The sequence below is a fragment of the Rathayibacter sp. SW19 genome (assembly GCF_030866825.1).
Taxonomy (GTDB): Bacteria; Actinomycetota; Actinomycetes; order Actinomycetales; family Microbacteriaceae; genus Rathayibacter_A; species Rathayibacter_A soli.
Genome location: NZ_CP133020.1, coordinates 1610980 through 1626708 on the forward strand (window position 1 = coordinate 1610980; position 15729 = coordinate 1626708).

Sequence of the window (15729 nt, forward strand, 5' to 3'; positions counted from 1 at the left end):
TCACGGGGTGAGCACCCCACAGCCGACTGCATCCCCGACCATCTCGGTCGCCCTGTGCACGCACAACGGTGCCGCGTATTTGCAGACGCAACTTGTGAGCATCCTGGAGCAGACGCGTCCGGTCGATGAGATTGTCGTCAGCGACGACGCGTCGACGGACGCGACCCTCGAAATCGTGCGCGCGACACTCGCCTCGATCGGCAGTGTGAAAGTGACCATTTTGCATAACGACCCGCCGCTCGGTGTTACCGTCAACTTTGAGCAGGCGATCCGGGCGACCACCGGTGACATCGTGATCCTCTGTGACCAGGACGACGTGTGGCACCCGAACCGGGTTGCCGCGGCGGTGCAGGGCCTCGCAAACGGCGCGCTGCTGCAGTTCTCGGATGCTTCGCTCATCGACATGGACGGGTCACCGCTCGGCGGCTCCCTGTTCGCCGCCCTCGAGATCGACGCTCAGACGCGGGCTGCGCTCGTCGACGGGCGCGCGTTCCAGACGCTGCTGAAGCGAAATCTGGCCACAGGGGCGACGGTCGCGTTTCGACGGGAATTGCTCGGGGAGGCACTGCCGATTCCGGCGGCTTGGGTGCACGACGAATGGTTGACGATCTTTGCCGCGGTGCGCGAGAGTGTCGCCGTGTCGACCGAACAGCTGATCGGCTACCGGCAGCATGGTGCGAATCAGATCGGCGTGGTCGAACCGACGCTGCGCCGCAAGATCGCCCGTGTGCTGCAGCCGCGCGGCGATCGCAACCGCGGGTTGGCGGAGCGCTCTCGGCTGCTGCTCGAGCGGCTCGTGGCGCTCCAGTCGGAGCCCGGCGTCATCGACCGCGCACGGCGCAAGGTCGAGATCGAGACGTTCCGTGCGCAGTTGCCGGCAGCACGCATCCGTCGGGTGCTCCCGGTGCTGCGGCGCGCGGCATCCGGCGACTATCAGCGGTACTGCAGCCAGGGCCTCATGGACGTCGTGCGTGACCTGCTGCAGCCCGCCTGAGGCGACCGTGCGAGATTGGCGCGCCGGCGCGCCCGCTACGACCGCCGCGGCGCCGGTGAGAGGCCCGCGTGCGAGGTGTGCGGCAGCGCATTGCGCCAGCTCATGCCCTGAGCACCCTTGACCGCGCAGATCACCAGCAGCAACCAGCCGTATTCGATCAGCAGCGAACTCTCCGCGAACGCCGTTGCGAGCATCGCGACGAGCACGAGCGGCGGCCAGACGTAGATGACGCTGCGCTTGTTCGAGCCGAGCAGCCAGGACCGGGCGAAGGCCAGCGCGATCATGACGACGAACAGTGCAAGGCCGATCAGACCGACCTGCAGATAGAGGTCCAAGTAGGCGTTGAGGCCGTTCGCGTGCAGGGTGCCGACGTTCGCGTCGATGATCGAGTATGGCGGGATGTGCCGCCAGAAGCCGATCCAGCCCCAGCCTTGCAATGGGTTGGTCGGGATCAGATCCCACATTTGAATCCAGACGTTGTAGCGCACCTTGAGAACGCTGCCGGCGCTGAGCAGTTCGATGATCCGCGCCCGCGTGAGGTAGCCGACGACCAGGGCGGCCACTGCGAACACACCGAGCCCGATCTGCCAATAAGTGCGGTGTGCGGCTTTCACCTTGCGAAGGCCATACAGCGCCAGCGTCGCCACCAGCACGAGCACCGCGACGGCCGCGGTGACGGGCGAGTTGCTCAACAGCGTGCAAGCTGCGGCCAACGCGATCGAGAAGATCGCCCGGCCACGCTGCACCGAACGGGTGCGCAGTTCGACCAGGAAGGTCACGAGGCCGATCAGGGCGACGAGGCCGAGCTGGTTGCGCGTGCCGAAGATGCCCTGCAGCGGCCCACCTTCTGCAATGTTGCCCTGGATGCCGAGGAACGCGATCGGCAGGTTGATCAGCAGCCCGCTCAGCACCTCCAGCGCCAGCGACAGCGTCAGTAGCACCCGCAGCACGTCTCCGACGGTCCGCACGATCTGGATCGCGTCGCGCACCAGGGCGAGGTAGACGGCCAGGAAGGCGAACGCCACCTGATAGATGATCGCGGCCAAGGTCGCCCACTGATAGCCGCTCCAGATGATCGACAGGCCACACCAGCCGACGAACGCGAGGATCGAGATCGGCAGCAGACCCTGCCATTCGATCGCACCACGATGAGCGATGAACGAACCGATCGCCAGCACGGTCAGGGCGGCCAGAATGCCGAGCAGCCCCGGCCATCCGATCATGCTTCGGATGGCATATGTTCCGAACGCCGTGCCGACGATCGTCAACGACAGTGCCGACGCCAGCTGTGCGGACTCGAAGAACGTGCGAATCCGCTCCGGAACGTGCCAGCCTGTTCGGTTAGCCGGCACGGTGCTCGCGTCTTATCGAGGTTCGCTCGCGTCTCATCGCACTCTGCTCGAATCTGACGGATGCCGCAGCCATGGTTTCATCCTATGGCCGGTTGGCCGGTCGGGACCGTTAGTCGCCAGCCCGTCGCTCCGTCGCTATGGCCGATCCGCTTTGGTCTTGACCGCAAGCAGAACGAGCAGAGCCCACCCGCCTTCGGAGAGCATCCGGCTTTCTGCAGCGCTCTGCGCGATCAGCGCGGCGATTAGCAACAACGGCAACAGGGTTATGGCTGTGTAGCGCGCCGTGTCGGCGGGGCCGGTTCGCGGCCGGTCGACCGCGGCGAACCAACTGCGGCCGAGTGTGGAGCCGACGAGCAGAATGAAGATGATCAGCCCGATGATGCCCAGCTGCATCCAGACGTCAAGGTAGGCGTTGTGCGCCTGCAGATAGGTGACGCCCTTGCGGATGGCAAGCGTCTTGAACGGTTCGACCCAGGGCGCCCAATAGCTGATCCAGCCCCAGCCGAACACGGGGCGCTGCAGCGCCAGGTCGGTGACCGCCTTCCAGATGGTCAGGCGTCCGGTGAGGTCCTCGCTCTTGCCGAGCAGCTTGAGAATCGGACCCCACAACACGACTGCGGATGCGATTCCCACGACGATCACGCCGAATGCGGTCGCGTAGACCGGTGCGCGCTTGCGCGGGTCGCGGCGGCGCGTCCACAACGCAAGAAGCAGCACCAACGCCACCAGAATGGCCGCGATGATCACCGTGGAGGAGCGTGTGAGCAGGAACGTGACGACGGCCGCGATCAGCCAGGTGAGGCCCCAACCGCGTTTCACGGTGCGGTCGGCGAGCTGCACGCTGAACACGATCAGCGCGAGCAGCGTCGACATCGCCAGCAGGTTGCTGTTGCCCTGGATGCCCTGTAGCTGGCCGCCGTGGAAGAGCAGGCCGCGACTCCAGTAGAAGGCTTGCGGAATCGTGTGCTGGTCATAGTGCACCCAGAACGGCAGAACCGGGTGGCGAACGAACGCGGCCACGATCAATTCGAACAGGAGCGAGAGGCCGATCAGCCAGCGCAGGGCGGTGCCGAGTGCCCGCAACAGTTGCTTCCAGGTCAGGCACAGGGCCAGGAACACGCCGGCCGCCGTCGTGCACCACTGGGCGGCGACGCCGAGGGCGCTCGCTCCCGGGTAGAACGACCAAGCGATCGACACCGTCGCCAACACGAGGAACAGGGCCAGCGTCTTCGGCATCTTGCGGAATGGCAGCCAGCGCGCCGGCGGCTTCGGTCGCAGCACGATGAGCCAGACGACGCTGCCGATGGTGACCAGCGCGGCGAGCGTGAGATAGCCGCCCCAGCCGATCAGGTTGCGCCAGAAGTCACCCGCGAACAGGGTGAACAGGGCGAAAGCGGCGAACAGGCCGAGTGCGCTGCCAGAGCGGGTGTGGGCGCCGATGCTGGTGCTGCTGCTGTTGTTGTTGCTGCTGCTGCTGGTGCCGGCGCTGGTGCCGGCGCCGGTGGCCGGGCTGCGGCTCGTGTTGCTGCGGGAGCTGCCGCGGGCGTTGGTGCTGCGGCCGGTGGCGGCGCGGCGCCGCCCGGTGCGCGGCGTGTCGTCGGATGTCATGTGATCAGAATATGGGGCGGGAGCGGCGCGGGTGTGCCGCGCGAGGCATCCGCTCGTCTGTTGGTCGGTTCGAAAACGACGGAGATTTTGCGCGACACGCTGGGCGCGGCGGTCATTCAACGGTGCGTCGGTGAAAAGCTCCGTCGTTTTGGAGCGGTCGCGTATCGCTGGGACTGCCTTTTGGGTTTCGGATGCGCTCAGACAAAGGCGGCGTGACCCGTGATCGAGCGGCCGACGATGAGCGTGTTCATTTCGCGGGTGCCTTCGTAGGAGTAGAGGGCTTCCGCATCCATGAAGTGGCGCGCCACGTCGTAGTCGATGACGATGCCGTTGCCGCCGAGCAGTTCGCGGCACCACGCGACGGTCTCGCGCATCCGCGTTGTGGTGAACGACTTCGCCAGGGCGGAGTGTTCGTCGCGCTGCGTGCCGGCGTCGAGCATCTTCGACACCTGAACGACCATGCCGATCGACGCGGTGATGTTTCCGAGGCTCTTCACGAGCAGATCCTGCATCAGCTGGTGGGCGCCGATCGGCTTGCCGAACTGCACCCGCTCCTTCGCGTATGCGACCGCAGCGTCGTAGGCGCCGACCGAGTTGCCGACCGCCGCCCAGGCGACCTCGGCGCGGGTGGCGCGCAGCACCCGCGCGGTGTCCTTGAACGAGTTCGCGTTCGACAGGCGCAGACGCTCGGGCACGACGACGTTCTCGAGCGTGATGTCGGCGTTCTGCACGATGCGCAGGGACTGTTTGCCCTCGATGCGGGTGGCGGTGTAGCCGGGCGTCGTCGTCGGCACGATGAATCCCTTGACCTGGCCGTCGTCTGGATCCTTCGCCCAGATCACCGTGATGTCGCTGAACGTGGCGTTGCCGATCCAGCGCTTGGAGCCGTTCAACACCCAGCTGTCACCGTCACGCTTCGCCGTCGTGCGCAGCCCCTGAGCGGAATCCGAGCCGGACTGCGGCTCGGTCAGGCCGAACGCGCCGATCACATCGCCGCTGGCAAGCTTCGGCAGCCACTCTGCCTTCTGCTCGTCCGAGCCGCACGCGTGGACGGCGCCGGCAGCCAGGCCGTTCTGCACACCGATGTACGTTGCGATGGAGGCGTCTACCCGCGCCAGCTCCAAAGCGGCGAAGCCGCGGAACACCGTCGAGTTCGGGAACGGAGCGGTCTCCGGCCACGCCCACGACGCAACCCCGAGGTCGTGCAACGGCTTGATCACCTGCATCGGGAACTCCGCCCTCTGCCAGAACTCGTTGACGATCGGCTTGACCTCCGTCTCGAGGTAGGAACGCAGCGTGGTCAGCGCTTCCTTCTCGCGGTCGGTGAGTTCGTTCTCGTAGCCATAGAAATCACTCGCGAGCGGCGTGAATGCCATCGTTGCTCCAGTGGGGTTGTGGGTCGTGTGGGTGGGTTGGTCGTTACGTCGGTCGAGCGCGACGGTGTCAGCCTACGGAAGTGGCCGCGCCGCACCAAGACGATTGGTAGTTTGGTCTAACCAACTCGAAGGGACTTCACGGGATGTTTGTGCGCATCGACAACACGCCGCGCGACTATGCGTGGGGCTCCAAGACTGCCATCGCGCAGTTGCTCGGCCGGCCGGCATCGGGAGGGCCCGAGGCGGAACTGTGGTTGGGGGCGCATCCGGGATCGCCGAGCCGGATCGTGGACCCGTCGCTGACCGGTGGCGCGACGAACCTGGCCGAGTGGGTCGCGCGCGACCCGCGGGCTGCGCTTGGCGGGGCGGATGCTCGCGGTGCGGCGGATGCGGCCGGTGCGGCCGGTGCGCGCGGTGCGGATGCTCGTGGTGCGGGCAGCGCAGTCGGTGCAGATGCACCGCGCCTGACGTTTCTGTTGAAGCTGCTGGCGGCGGCTGGCCCGCTGTCGTTGCAGGCGCATCCGTCGTCGGTTCAGGCCGCGGAGGGGTACGCGCGCGAGAATGCCGCTGGTGTGCCGTTGGATTCGCCGGTGCGCAATTACAAGGATCCCTTTCACAAGCCGGAACTTGTCTTCGCCCTCAGCGAGCGATTCGAGGCGTTGTGCGGGTTTCGGCCGCTGGCCGATTCGATCGCGGACCTCGACAGACTGATCGCTGCCGCCAGCGAAGCGCTGCAACCGACGGATGCGCTTACCGCGTTCCGCGCGCGCCTCGCGGTGCAGACCGACGCGCCGCAGGTGCTGCGCAGTGTCGTCGCGTGGCTGCTGGGGTCGGGCGCCGGCGTTGCGGGTGCCGCGGGTGTCGGTGGCGTGGGTGTCAGCGCGGCGGGTGTCAGCGCGGCGGGTGTCGGTGCCGCAGGTGCCGGTGCTACCGGCGCGGATGCCGAGGCTGGAGCCGCCGAGGCGAGTCGAGCGGGCGGCGCGGTTGCCGCTGGTGCCGGTCTCGGCAGCGGGACGGCCCCGAACGTGTCCGCATTGGTGGCTCAGGTTGTCGACGCGGCCGCGCGGGTTGTCGCGACCGCGGTGTCCCCGGCGGCAGGAGCCCCAACCCCGTCGGACGACCTTCTGCCATTTGCGACGGTGGGGGTTCTCGCATCCGCTTACCCGGGGGATCCGGGGATTGTGCTGTCGCTGCTGCTGAACCGGGTGAGTCTGAAGCAGGGTGAGGCGCTGTATCTGCCGGCCGGGAACATCCATGCGTATCTGAACGGGCTTGCAGTCGAGCTGATGTCGGCCTCCGACAACGTGCTGCGTGGCGGGCTGACGCCCAAGCACATCGACGTGCCAGAACTGCTGAGTGTGCTGCATTTTGCGCCGCGGGCCGTACCGTATCTGCGACCGGAATTGCACGGGGACGACATCGAGATCTTTCGGCCGGATGTGCCCGATTTTCAGCTCGTGCGCGTTGCACTGGGCACGGATGCCGACGATCCGGAGACGACGGAATCGCGCGTCGCGCTCAACGGGCCGGCTATCGTGCTCTGCACCGACGGCGGGCTGCGGCTGCGCGGCGCGCTGGGTGAGGTGACGCTGCGGCGGGGTGAGGCGGCGTATGTGACGCCGGATGAGGCATCCGTCACGATCGTCGGCGATGGCACGCTCTTCATCGCGACAGGCAACGCGTAGCGCCGCGCTGGGCCGGGCCGGGCTTGTTTTGGCGAGCTGGTTTCGGGAGGGCTCGTTTCAAAACGACGGAGTATTTCGGTGACCCGCCGCGAGCCGGCACTTGATGCCGTCGTGTCGATGAAATAGTCCGTCGTTTTGAAAGACCAACGGCGACCGCCAGTTTGACCTCAACAGGTTGGTGCGGATCCGATCGATCCACAGATTGGTCAGTTGGCGGCTCAGGCACCGCCGCGTTCAGCAAGGCTGGAAGCATGCTCAGCATCCCGGCAGCGATCAGGAAGAACGGACTCTTTCAGCGTCGGCGCGACCTGCTTGCGCTGGGCTATTCCGACTTCCAGATCCGTAAGGAGTTGCACGCTGGGCGCATTATTCGGGTTCGGCAGGGGCACTACTCGCTTCCGGATGCGGTGCCCGACGCACTCAAGGCGGTGCGCATCGGTGGACGTTTGACCGGACTGAGTGCCTTGAAAACGTACGGTCATTGGGCTCCGAAAACCGACAAGTTGCACGTCGTCGTACCGTCGGATGCCCGTGCATTGCGGTCCGCGACGGACAAGCAAGTCAGGTTTTCCACGCTGAAAAAGGAGAAGGCGAAGCAGTTCGCCATCAGTTGGACCGATGATGCGACGCTGAGCAGGAGCCCAAGCCCGTGGCGCGTCAGTGTGGTCGACGCGCTCGTGCATGTCCTGCGCACGGCAGATCGAGAAACGGCTATCGTCTGTCTGGATTCTGCACTGAACGTGCAGCAGAGAACAGACGAGGGCAAGAGCCATCTCGAAGGCATCAGTCCAGCGCAGCTGGATGAGGTCTTCGCCCGCGCACCGGCGAGGGTGCAACCCTGGCGTGCAGACGTCGATGGTCGCGCGCAAAGCGGAGGCGAGACCAAGTTCAGACTCGCGTGCGAAGAGGCCGGTATCCATTTCGTGCCGCAGAGTCCCGTTCCAGGCGTCGAGCACCACGACGGCCGGATCGGGCCGCACACCTACGTCGAGCTGAACAGCGTCGAGCATCACCTCAATGTCGAACAGTTCGAAGAGGATCATCGCAGGCAGGCGCAGTCGACACTCTGGGGCAACCGAGTCTTGAACTTCACCAACAAACAGGTGAAGGACGATTGGGATTTCTGCCTGGACGTCATGTCGCAGGCACTCGCAGAAGACGCTGCGCTGACCAAATCGACGGAGGTTTGCCGCGGCGGGCCGCCGATGCGCGGCCGTTCCCGGCGTGGCGCCGAAAATCCCCGTCGTTTTGAGAACGATCGACCCAACTGGAGGAATTCGAAACGACATCGGAAGAAGCAACGCGCGAAGGCGCGGGCGGGGATGCCGGTCGAACGCACAGTGGCAGAACAATGAGCTTGTGTGCCCAACAGGCGTACAATTGTGGCATGGCCACCGTTCCCGAAACTATCCGGCGCAAGCAAGCCCGCCTTGCCGTACGCCTAACACCAGACCAGGATGCGCTTATCCGAGACGCAGCGGCTCTCTCCGGCCAGTCGCTAACCGACTTCGTCACAACGGCAGCCGTCGCTCGCGCCGAAGATGCCCTCGCCGACCGTCGCGTGTTCAGGCTCGACGACTTCGCCTGGGCACAATTCGACGCGATCCTCGATCGCCCGGCACAGCGCATTCCCGAGCTCGCGAAGTTGCTGGCGGAGCAACCGCCGTGGGACGAGTCTGAGTGAAGCTGCACGCTCCGCGCCCGATCGAGGCGGCAGACAGCACCGTTGGCTTCAACTCGGGCGAAGATTCACTCGACCGCTACCTGGTCGAACGCGCACTGGCCAACCACGTCGCCGGCCTGGCGCGCTGCTACGTCTGCACAGAGGACCAAAACAACCAGGTTGTCGGCTATTACACCTTGTCGGCCGTCGCGGTCGAACATCGACAGCTTCCCGGGCGCACCCGACGCAATTCGCCGAATCCCGTGCCCGCCGTTTTGCTTGGGCGGCTTGCTGTCGATCGCACGGCACAAGGCTCTGGCCTCGGCAAACTCCTCGTGCGCGACGCTCTCCTCTCCACGCTCGCGGCGGCAGATCACATCGGTGTTCGCCTCCTTATCGTTCACGCGCTTCACCGGGAGGCAGCCGCCTTCTACACTGCACTCGGATTCAAGCCCTCCCCAACCGATCCGCTACATCTCTACGTGCTGCTCGGCGACGTCCGTGCATCACTCGAGGCCTGACCTGCCAGATAGCCGGAATTCCATGCCGCGTAGGAGTCGCTCGCACGTAACGGATTCCCGCCGATCTGGAGCGGGTGCGGCGCACGCGACGCTAGGCGGCGCATCCGGATGACGCAGAGCAGACGGGAGCCGATACAGTAGCGGTGGCTGCGGCGGGCGCGGCGAAGTGGAGGTCGGGCGATGGCATGGCTGGTGACCGGGGGAGCCGGGTATATCGGATCGCACATCGTGCGCGCGTTCCAGGGCGAGGGCATCGAGACGATCGTCATCGACGATCTCTCCAGCGGCCATGCGAACTTCGTGCCGCCCGCGATCGCGTTCTACCGGGGCTCGATCCTCGACGGTGCCCTTTTGCAAGAGATCTTCGACCAGCATGAGATCACCGGGGTCGTGCACGTCGCCGGATTCAAGTACGCCGGCGTCTCGGTACAGCGACCGCTGCACACCTACGAGCAGAATGTGACCGGCACAGCAACGCTACTCGCGGCGATGCAGGATGCCGGTGTCGGCGCGATGGTGTTCTCGTCCAGCGCCGCCGTATACGGCACGCCGAACACCGATCTCGTGACCGAGGAGACCGCGAAGGCACCGGAATCTCCCTACGGCGAGTCCAAACTGATCGGCGAGTGGCTGCTGCGCGATCAAGCGGTTGCCGCCGGGTTGCGGCATGTCAGCCTGCGGTATTTCAACGTCGTCGGTTCCGGTGCTGATGATCTTTTCGACTCGAGCCCGCACAACCTGTTCCCGCTAGTGTTCGACGCCTTGCTGGCCGGCCGCACGCCGCGCATCAACGGCAATGATTACCCGACGCCGGACGGCACCTGTGTGCGCGACTACATTCACGTCGCCGATTTGGCGCTTTCGCACGTCGCGGCCGCCAAACGACTGGATGCTCACGCCAGCATCGAACCCGTCTACAACCTCGGCAGTGGCGATGGCGTCTCGGTCGGCGAGATCATGACGACCGTCGCCGAGGTGACCGGCATTGCCTTTGTGCCGGAGGTGGGTCCGCGGCGGGCCGGCGACCCGGCCCGGATCGTCGCATCCGGTGAACTCGCTGCGCGCGATCTGGATTGGCGGATGCGTTACTCGCTGCGGGAAATGGTCGCGAGCGCGTGGGCGGCGCGCCGCGCGGCATCCTGAATCGGTTGTTTTCCGTTTTGGCCCGAAATCGCGCAGCGACTTTTACAAAACGACGGAACCATTTGCCGACGCGCCGAAGTGTTGCAGACAGGTTCGGCGTGTCATCGCCTTTGTCCGTCGTTTTGTAAAAGGCGACACCAGCGGGAGGGTTTTTGAGGCCCACAGCGCAGCTCAGCGCAGGCAATGGGGGTAGAACGTTCGCACGTAGCGGAATCGTTGCGACTCTTCGGCGCGTCGCGAAGTCTCCACGCGGGGTTGAGGCTTTACCATTTGCGACTTGACTCAGTCGAACTACACCGATGTAATTAGTGCGACGCATTGAAAAATGTGTCGGCAACACAAATGGGGTGGGGAGATCGATATGGCAATACCTGAATATCGCTCTGGGGTACCCGATGACTGGTTCGTTGATCCTGTCCGGTTGGGGGTGCCTGGGGTTCGTGGGGCGAGCGAAGAAGAAGACAATCCTCTGGCATGGCAGTCCGACGCGCTGTGTGCACAAACCGATCCGGAAGCTTTTTTTCCGGAAAAGGGCGGGTCCACACGCGATGCGAAGAAGATCTGCGCATCGTGCGAGGTTCGGGCGCAATGCCTTGAGTATGCGCTCGCCAATGATGAACGGTTCGGCATCTGGGGCGGGCTGTCCGAACGCGAGCGGCGCAAGTTGCGCAAACGAGCCGTTTAGCCGCCTAATTCCAGGCTCGCCCTGGCGCGTCGATGGGGAAGTGCCGGCGGGCACCTAGGCTGACTGGCGATGGATCCGACAGTCACCGCAATCGTCGTCGCCCGCACGGGGGCTGAGCACCTCACCCGCACCCTGACGGCACTGACGGCGCAAACGCGACCCCCCGATGCGGTGATCGTCATCGCCGACGGCTCATCGGATGCTGTCGCGAAAGTCGTCGCAGACGCCGCACCGACCCATTTCGTCGTCTCGCCGGAAAAACTCCCGTACGGTGCGGCCGTCGCGGCCGCGCTCCGGTTGGCGCCCGCACCGACCACCGAGCACCAGTGGTTGTGGCTGCTCGCTCAAGACACGGCAGCAGAACCGGATGCGTTGCGCCGCCTTCTCGACACCGTCGAGGTGTCGCCGTCGGTTGCCGTTGCCGGGCCGAAGATCGTCGACTGGGACGATGACGCCCTGATTCGCGAGCTGGGCGAATCGATGACGCCGCTCGGGGCATCCGTTGCCCTCGTACAGGACGAACTCGACCAGGCTCAGCACGACGGACTCAGCGACGTGCTCGCCGTCGTGCCGGCCGGCATGATCGTGCGGCACACCGTGTGGGATGCCATCGGCGGCTTCGACCCGGGGCTTGCCGTCGTCGACGACGGACTGGACTTCTGTGTGCGGGCACGACTGGCCGGCCACCGTGTTGTGCTGGTGCCCGACGCATCCGTTGCCAGCGCCGGGGATGGCATCGCCGGCCCGAGCCGTTCAAATCGGTGGGCCAACCGCCGCAGGCTGTACCGTGAACGGCGAAAAGCCCAACTGCATCGCCGCATGGTCTACGCGCCCGCGGCGATGCTGGTGTTGCACTGGTTGAGCCTTGTGCCGCTGGCGGTGATCCGCTCGATCGGCTGGTTGCTCGGCAAGCAGCCGGGCGCGATCGGCGGTGAGTTGGCGGCAGCGTTCGCCGTCGCGTTCGGTGCCAGCGGCATCGGCCAGGCTCGCGCGGCGCTGGCGCGTGTCAAGACCGTCGGCTGGAGCGCCATCGCACCGTTGCGCATCCCGTTGGCCGAGGTGAGGCGGGCGCGGGCGTTGCGTCGCGAGTCCGAACTCATGCGCACCCGCGGTGAGCGAGTGGAGTTCAACTTCTTTTCCGGCGGCGGCGCGTGGACAGTGATCGGCATGCTCATTGTCAGCATCGGCTTGTTCGTGACGTTGCTCGGCAGCTCCCGGATCGGCGGCGGCGCGCTTCTTCCGCTAAACGATCAGGTTGCCGCCCTCTGGCAGAACACCGGATACGGCTGGCGCGACATCGGCCTCGGCTTTGCGGCCACTGCCGACCCGTTCACGATCGTGCTGGCCATTCTCGGCTCCTTGACGTTCTGGCAGCCGTCGTTAGTGCTTGTGCTGCTGTGGCTCGCGGCGTTACCACTCGCAGCCCTGGGGGCATGGTTCTGCGCCACCCGCATCACCACGCGGCCGGGTCTGCGGGCGCTGTTCGCGATCCTGTGGGCGCTCGCACCGATGCTGCTGGATGCGTTGCAGTCCGGTCGCCCGGCTGCCGTGCTCGCCCATCTGCTGCTGCCGTGGCTGTTCTTCGCCGGGTATGCCGCGCGACGCTCCTGGGCGGCATCCGCCACGACGGCACTGCTCACCGCGGCCGTGCTGGCGTGCGCACCGTCGCTGGCGCCGGCGCTCGCCGTGCTGTGGGTGATCTGGCTCGTCACCAGCGGGCGGCGCATCGCGCGGGTGATCATGGTGCCGCTGCCCGCGATCGTTCTATTCGCGCCGCTCGTTTTGCAGCAGTTGATGCGCGGCAACGGGCTGGCCGCGTTCGCAGACCCGGGAGCGCCGCTTGCCGCGAGCCATTCGACCGGTTGGCAGTTGGCTCTCGGCGGAGCGGATGCCGCGCTCGGCGGCTGGGGCTCGCTTGCGGCATCCGTCGGGCTGGCCGGGCAGGCGCCGACGATCATCGTCGCGGCACTGCTGGCCCCGATCGTCGTGCTCGCGTTGCTCGCCCTGTTTCTGCGCGGCACCATCAGGGCGACGCTGAGTCTGATCGTCGCGCTGCTCGGTTTCGCCACCGCGGTCGCGGCCGGGCAGCTGATTCTTGCGTCCAACGGGTCGCAGCACGTGGCCGTGTGGCCGGGCGCGGGGCTCAGCCTGTACTGGCTCGGGCTCAGTGCGGCCGCCGTGCTGGGGCTCGCCGCGCTCGGCCGATTCGCCGTGGCGCCGGCGTGGGTCGCTCTCGTTGCGTTCGTCGTCGCGGTTGCGCCGCTGGCCGCTGCGCTCCCGCTCGGCAACTCGGCGGTGGCGGCAGCCGGCACCAGCACGCTGCCGGCGTATGTCACGGCCGAAGCCGGTCAGCATCCGCGGATCGGAACGCTTCGCTTGACACCGCAGCCCGGCGGCGAACTGGCCGCGCAGGTCGTGCGTGGCATCGGCGAGACCCTCGATGTGCAGAGCACCTTGAGCAACACACGGCAGACACTGAGCCGCGACGAACGCGCGTTGGCGGTTGTTGCGGGCAACCTGGCCTCCTCCAGCGGAATGGATGCCGCCCCTGCGCTCAAGCGCTTCGGCATCGACTTCGTGCTGCTGGCACCGCCCGCCACTGTGCCGCACGAATCGGTGCAGCCGCGCGCGGCCGCGACGACGACGCGCGCAGCAACCGCGTTGGACGGCAACCCGTTGCTCGCAACGGTGGGCACGACCGAGTTCGGGCAGCTCTGGAGCGTCACGGCGTCGCACTCGACCGAGGCCGCAGCGATTCCGGCCGACGCGGGCGGTTGGCTGCGCCCGCTGTACTTCACGGTGCTTGGCATCGTGTTCGGTGCAGTGCTGCTGCTGTCGATTCCGACAGGGCGCGCAGAACGTGGTGTGCTGCGGCGGCCGACCGCCGCCGAAATCGGTGCGGTCACGACGCGTGTCGAGCCGGAGCCGGAGCCTGAACCCGAGCCCGAGCCCGAGGCTGAGGCTGAGCCGGACAATGGGCCCGAGCCGGAGCCCGAAGGAGAGCCCGACTCGGAGGCCGAGCCCGCGTCCGAACGTGCCACAGACCCCGAGACCGAACCCGCGTCCGAAGCGGAAACAGACCCCAACTCCGACGCGGCACCCGAGCACGAGCTGCAAACCGGAGCCGCGCTGAAGTCGGCGGTTGCGGCTGGGCCGGGGGCGGCATCCGTCACGGGCCCTGAAAAGGCGGCACAGAAAGCGGCACAAAAGGCCGCGAGGAAAGCCGCCAAGAAGGCAGCCCGGGCGCTCGACGAGGGAGGCGCAGATGCCGAGTAAGCGCGCATTCGCGCACGGCAGTGTGCGCGCGGTGGCCGGGTTGGTCGGCATTGGAGTCGCTGCTGCTGCCGTGATCGCGGCCACGTGGCTGCCGCTGCCGAGTGTGACCGCCGCGATCCCATCGCAGACGGTCACGCCTGTGCCCGCGGACCAGCAGAGGACCTGCCCTGGCCCGTTGCTGGAGTTGGCAGCCGATTCGACGGATGCGACCGCCTCAAGCGCATTCGGATCGCCGGCCTCGGTATTCGATGCGAGCCCGGGTGAGGCGCAGACGTCGTCGCTGAAGACGCCGGACGATCATCTGGGTGGACACTTTGGCGCTCCGAAAGTGGTGTCGGTTTCGGCAAAGCCGGGCGAGAGCGCTGCGCCGCTGATCGCGGGAGCGCAGTCGCAGACGGCGGTACAGGAGGATCTCGCCGGGTTCGCAGCCGCAGGCTGCGGTGACGCGAGCCGAAGCAGTTGGCTGGTGGCCGGCGCGAGCGATCTCGGGCAGACCAGCCTGGTGTTGTTGAGTAATCCGACGGCGGTGCAGGCATCCGTCAATCTCAGTGTGTACGCGGAATCCGGAGAGATCCAAGCGCCGGGGGCGCAGGGCATCCTGGTCGATGCGGGCAGCCAGAGGGTCATTGCGCTAGCCGGGATCGCGCCCAATGTGAAGGCGCCTGTTGTGCATGTCGAGTCCACCGGAGGCAGCGTCGTGGCGACCCTGCAGCAGAGTGTCGTGCGCGGGTTGACTCCCGGCGGAGTCGAACTGGCCGCACCGACCAGCGCCCCTGCGAAACATCAGGTCATCTCCGGCCTCGTCATCGCAGGGCTCGCCGCGCAGGCCGGCGCCGTCGACGGCTATGCGGACACGATGCCCGCGCTGCGCGTGCTCGTTCCCGGTGGCAAGCCGGCGACGGTGCGAGTGGGAATCACCCCAGAGAAGGGCACGGCCGGGGGCACGTCGACCCAGGCGACCCTACAGCCGAAGACCGCGCAGGAACTGCCGCTCGACAACCTGGTCAACGGGTCGTTCACCGTGACCGTCGACGCCGACCAGCCCGTTGTGGTCGCTGCGCGAGTCTCCACGTCGGGGCCGGCAGGCAATGATTTCGCTTGGTATGCGGCATCCGATGCGCTGGTCGGAGACACGATGATCGCTGTTGCACCGGGCCCCGGCGCGACGGTGCACCTGACGAATCCGACCACGACGGATGCGACGGTGTCACTTCACAGCACAGCGGGCGCCAGCGAGCAGACCGTCACGGTGGCCGCCAACTCTGCCGTTGCTGTCGCGGTGCGCACGGGGCTCACCTACACGCTGGGCGGCGTGAAGGGACTCTACGCGTCGGTCAGCTATGGAGGCAGCGGCCTCTCGTCGTCGTTCCCGGTCGAACCGCCCGGCGCGCTCGCGTCACCGATCGCGGTGTATCCGAAGTAGGCG

The 15729-nt window shown here is 66.5% G+C and carries 12 protein-coding genes; 9 read left to right on the forward strand and 3 right to left on the reverse strand.

Annotated features, from left to right (window positions below; genetic code table 11):
* Window positions 1–7: 7 nt before the first annotated feature.
* Window positions 8–994 (forward strand): glycosyltransferase family 2 protein, encoded by a 987-nt coding sequence (locus tag QU604_RS07315; RefSeq protein ID WP_308468145.1) that lies wholly within the window; start codon window positions 8–10, stop codon window positions 992–994.
* A gap of 35 nt (window positions 995–1029) precedes the next feature.
* Here QU604_RS07315 and QU604_RS07320 read toward each other — a convergent pair whose 3' ends face one another.
* The 3 genes from QU604_RS07320 to QU604_RS07330 form a co-directional block, all read right to left on the reverse strand.
* Window positions 1030–2346: an O-antigen ligase family protein gene (locus tag QU604_RS07320; protein ID WP_308468146.1), complete on the reverse strand. Its 1317-nt coding sequence runs from the start codon at window positions 2344–2346 to the stop codon at window positions 1030–1032.
* Window positions 2347–2481: 135 nt separating this feature from the next.
* Window positions 2482–3954 carry an O-antigen ligase family protein gene (locus QU604_RS07325; protein ID WP_308468147.1) on the reverse strand — a complete coding sequence of 491 codons (1473 nt, stop codon included), beginning with the start codon at window positions 3952–3954 and terminating at the stop codon, window positions 2482–2484.
* Between the two features lie 197 nt (window positions 3955–4151).
* On the reverse strand, window positions 4152–5330 hold the full coding sequence (locus QU604_RS07330) for an acyl-CoA dehydrogenase family protein (protein WP_308468148.1): 1179 nt from the start codon (window positions 5328–5330) through the stop codon (window positions 4152–4154).
* A gap of 143 nt (window positions 5331–5473) precedes the next feature.
* On the opposite strand from QU604_RS07330, the gene QU604_RS07335 reads away from it, so the two are divergent.
* From QU604_RS07335 to QU604_RS07370, 8 genes are all read left to right on the forward strand, one after another.
* Window positions 5474–7015, forward strand: a complete 1542-nt coding sequence (locus QU604_RS07335; RefSeq protein WP_308468149.1) for a type I phosphomannose isomerase catalytic subunit — start codon at window positions 5474–5476, stop codon at window positions 7013–7015.
* Window positions 7016–7266: 251 nt separating this feature from the next.
* On the forward strand, window positions 7267–8370 hold the full coding sequence (locus QU604_RS07340) for a type IV toxin-antitoxin system AbiEi family antitoxin domain-containing protein (RefSeq protein WP_308468150.1): 1104 nt from the start codon (window positions 7267–7269) through the stop codon (window positions 8368–8370).
* Window positions 8371–8402: 32 nt separating this feature from the next.
* Window positions 8403–8699: a type II toxin-antitoxin system TacA family antitoxin gene (locus QU604_RS07345; protein ID WP_308468151.1), complete on the forward strand. Its 297-nt coding sequence runs from the start codon at window positions 8403–8405 to the stop codon at window positions 8697–8699.
* Complete coding sequence (locus QU604_RS07350; RefSeq protein ID WP_308468152.1) at window positions 8696–9199, forward strand: GNAT family N-acetyltransferase; 504 nt, start codon at window positions 8696–8698, stop codon at window positions 9197–9199. The genes QU604_RS07345 and QU604_RS07350 overlap by 4 nt, the downstream gene beginning before the upstream one ends.
* A 180-nt stretch (window positions 9200–9379) precedes the next feature.
* Window positions 9380–10342: a UDP-glucose 4-epimerase GalE gene (galE, locus tag QU604_RS07355; RefSeq protein ID WP_308468153.1), complete on the forward strand. Its 963-nt coding sequence runs from the start codon at window positions 9380–9382 to the stop codon at window positions 10340–10342.
* Window positions 10343–10703: 361 nt separating this feature from the next.
* On the forward strand, window positions 10704–11027 hold the full coding sequence (locus QU604_RS07360) for a WhiB family transcriptional regulator (protein WP_308468154.1): 324 nt from the start codon (window positions 10704–10706) through the stop codon (window positions 11025–11027).
* Between the two features lie 69 nt (window positions 11028–11096).
* Complete coding sequence (locus QU604_RS07365; protein WP_308468155.1) at window positions 11097–14303, forward strand: glycosyltransferase family 2 protein; 3207 nt, start codon at window positions 11097–11099, stop codon at window positions 14301–14303.
* Window positions 14293–15726, forward strand: a complete 1434-nt coding sequence (locus QU604_RS07370) for a DUF5719 family protein (RefSeq protein ID WP_308468157.1) — start codon at window positions 14293–14295, stop codon at window positions 15724–15726. The genes QU604_RS07365 and QU604_RS07370 overlap by 11 nt, the downstream gene beginning before the upstream one ends.
* Window positions 15727–15729 lie beyond the last annotated feature (3 nt).

What these genes read in the sequence shown, in the direction of transcription:
- QU604_RS07345 (WP_308468151.1), top strand. Translation starts at nt 8,403, where the DNA reads ATGGCCACCGTTCCCGAAACTATCCGGCGCAAGCAAGCCCGCCTTGCC.
- QU604_RS07335 (WP_308468149.1), top strand. Translation starts at nt 5,474, where the DNA reads ATGTTTGTGCGCATCGACAACACGCCGCGCGACTATGCGTGGGGCTCC.
- QU604_RS07330 (WP_308468148.1), bottom strand. Translation starts at nt 5,330, where the DNA reads ATGGCATTCACGCCGCTCGCGAGTGATTTCTATGGCTACGAGAACGAA.
- QU604_RS07370 (WP_308468157.1), top strand. Translation starts at nt 14,293, where the DNA reads ATGCCGAGTAAGCGCGCATTCGCGCACGGCAGTGTGCGCGCGGTGGCC.
- QU604_RS07325 (WP_308468147.1), bottom strand. Translation starts at nt 3,954, where the DNA reads ATGACATCCGACGACACGCCGCGCACCGGGCGGCGCCGCGCCGCCACC.
- QU604_RS07340 (WP_308468150.1), top strand. Translation starts at nt 7,267, where the DNA reads ATGCTCAGCATCCCGGCAGCGATCAGGAAGAACGGACTCTTTCAGCGT.
- QU604_RS07360 (WP_308468154.1), top strand. Translation starts at nt 10,704, where the DNA reads ATGGCAATACCTGAATATCGCTCTGGGGTACCCGATGACTGGTTCGTT.
- QU604_RS07365 (WP_308468155.1), top strand. Translation starts at nt 11,097, where the DNA reads ATGGATCCGACAGTCACCGCAATCGTCGTCGCCCGCACGGGGGCTGAG.
- galE (WP_308468153.1), top strand. Translation starts at nt 9,380, where the DNA reads ATGGCATGGCTGGTGACCGGGGGAGCCGGGTATATCGGATCGCACATC.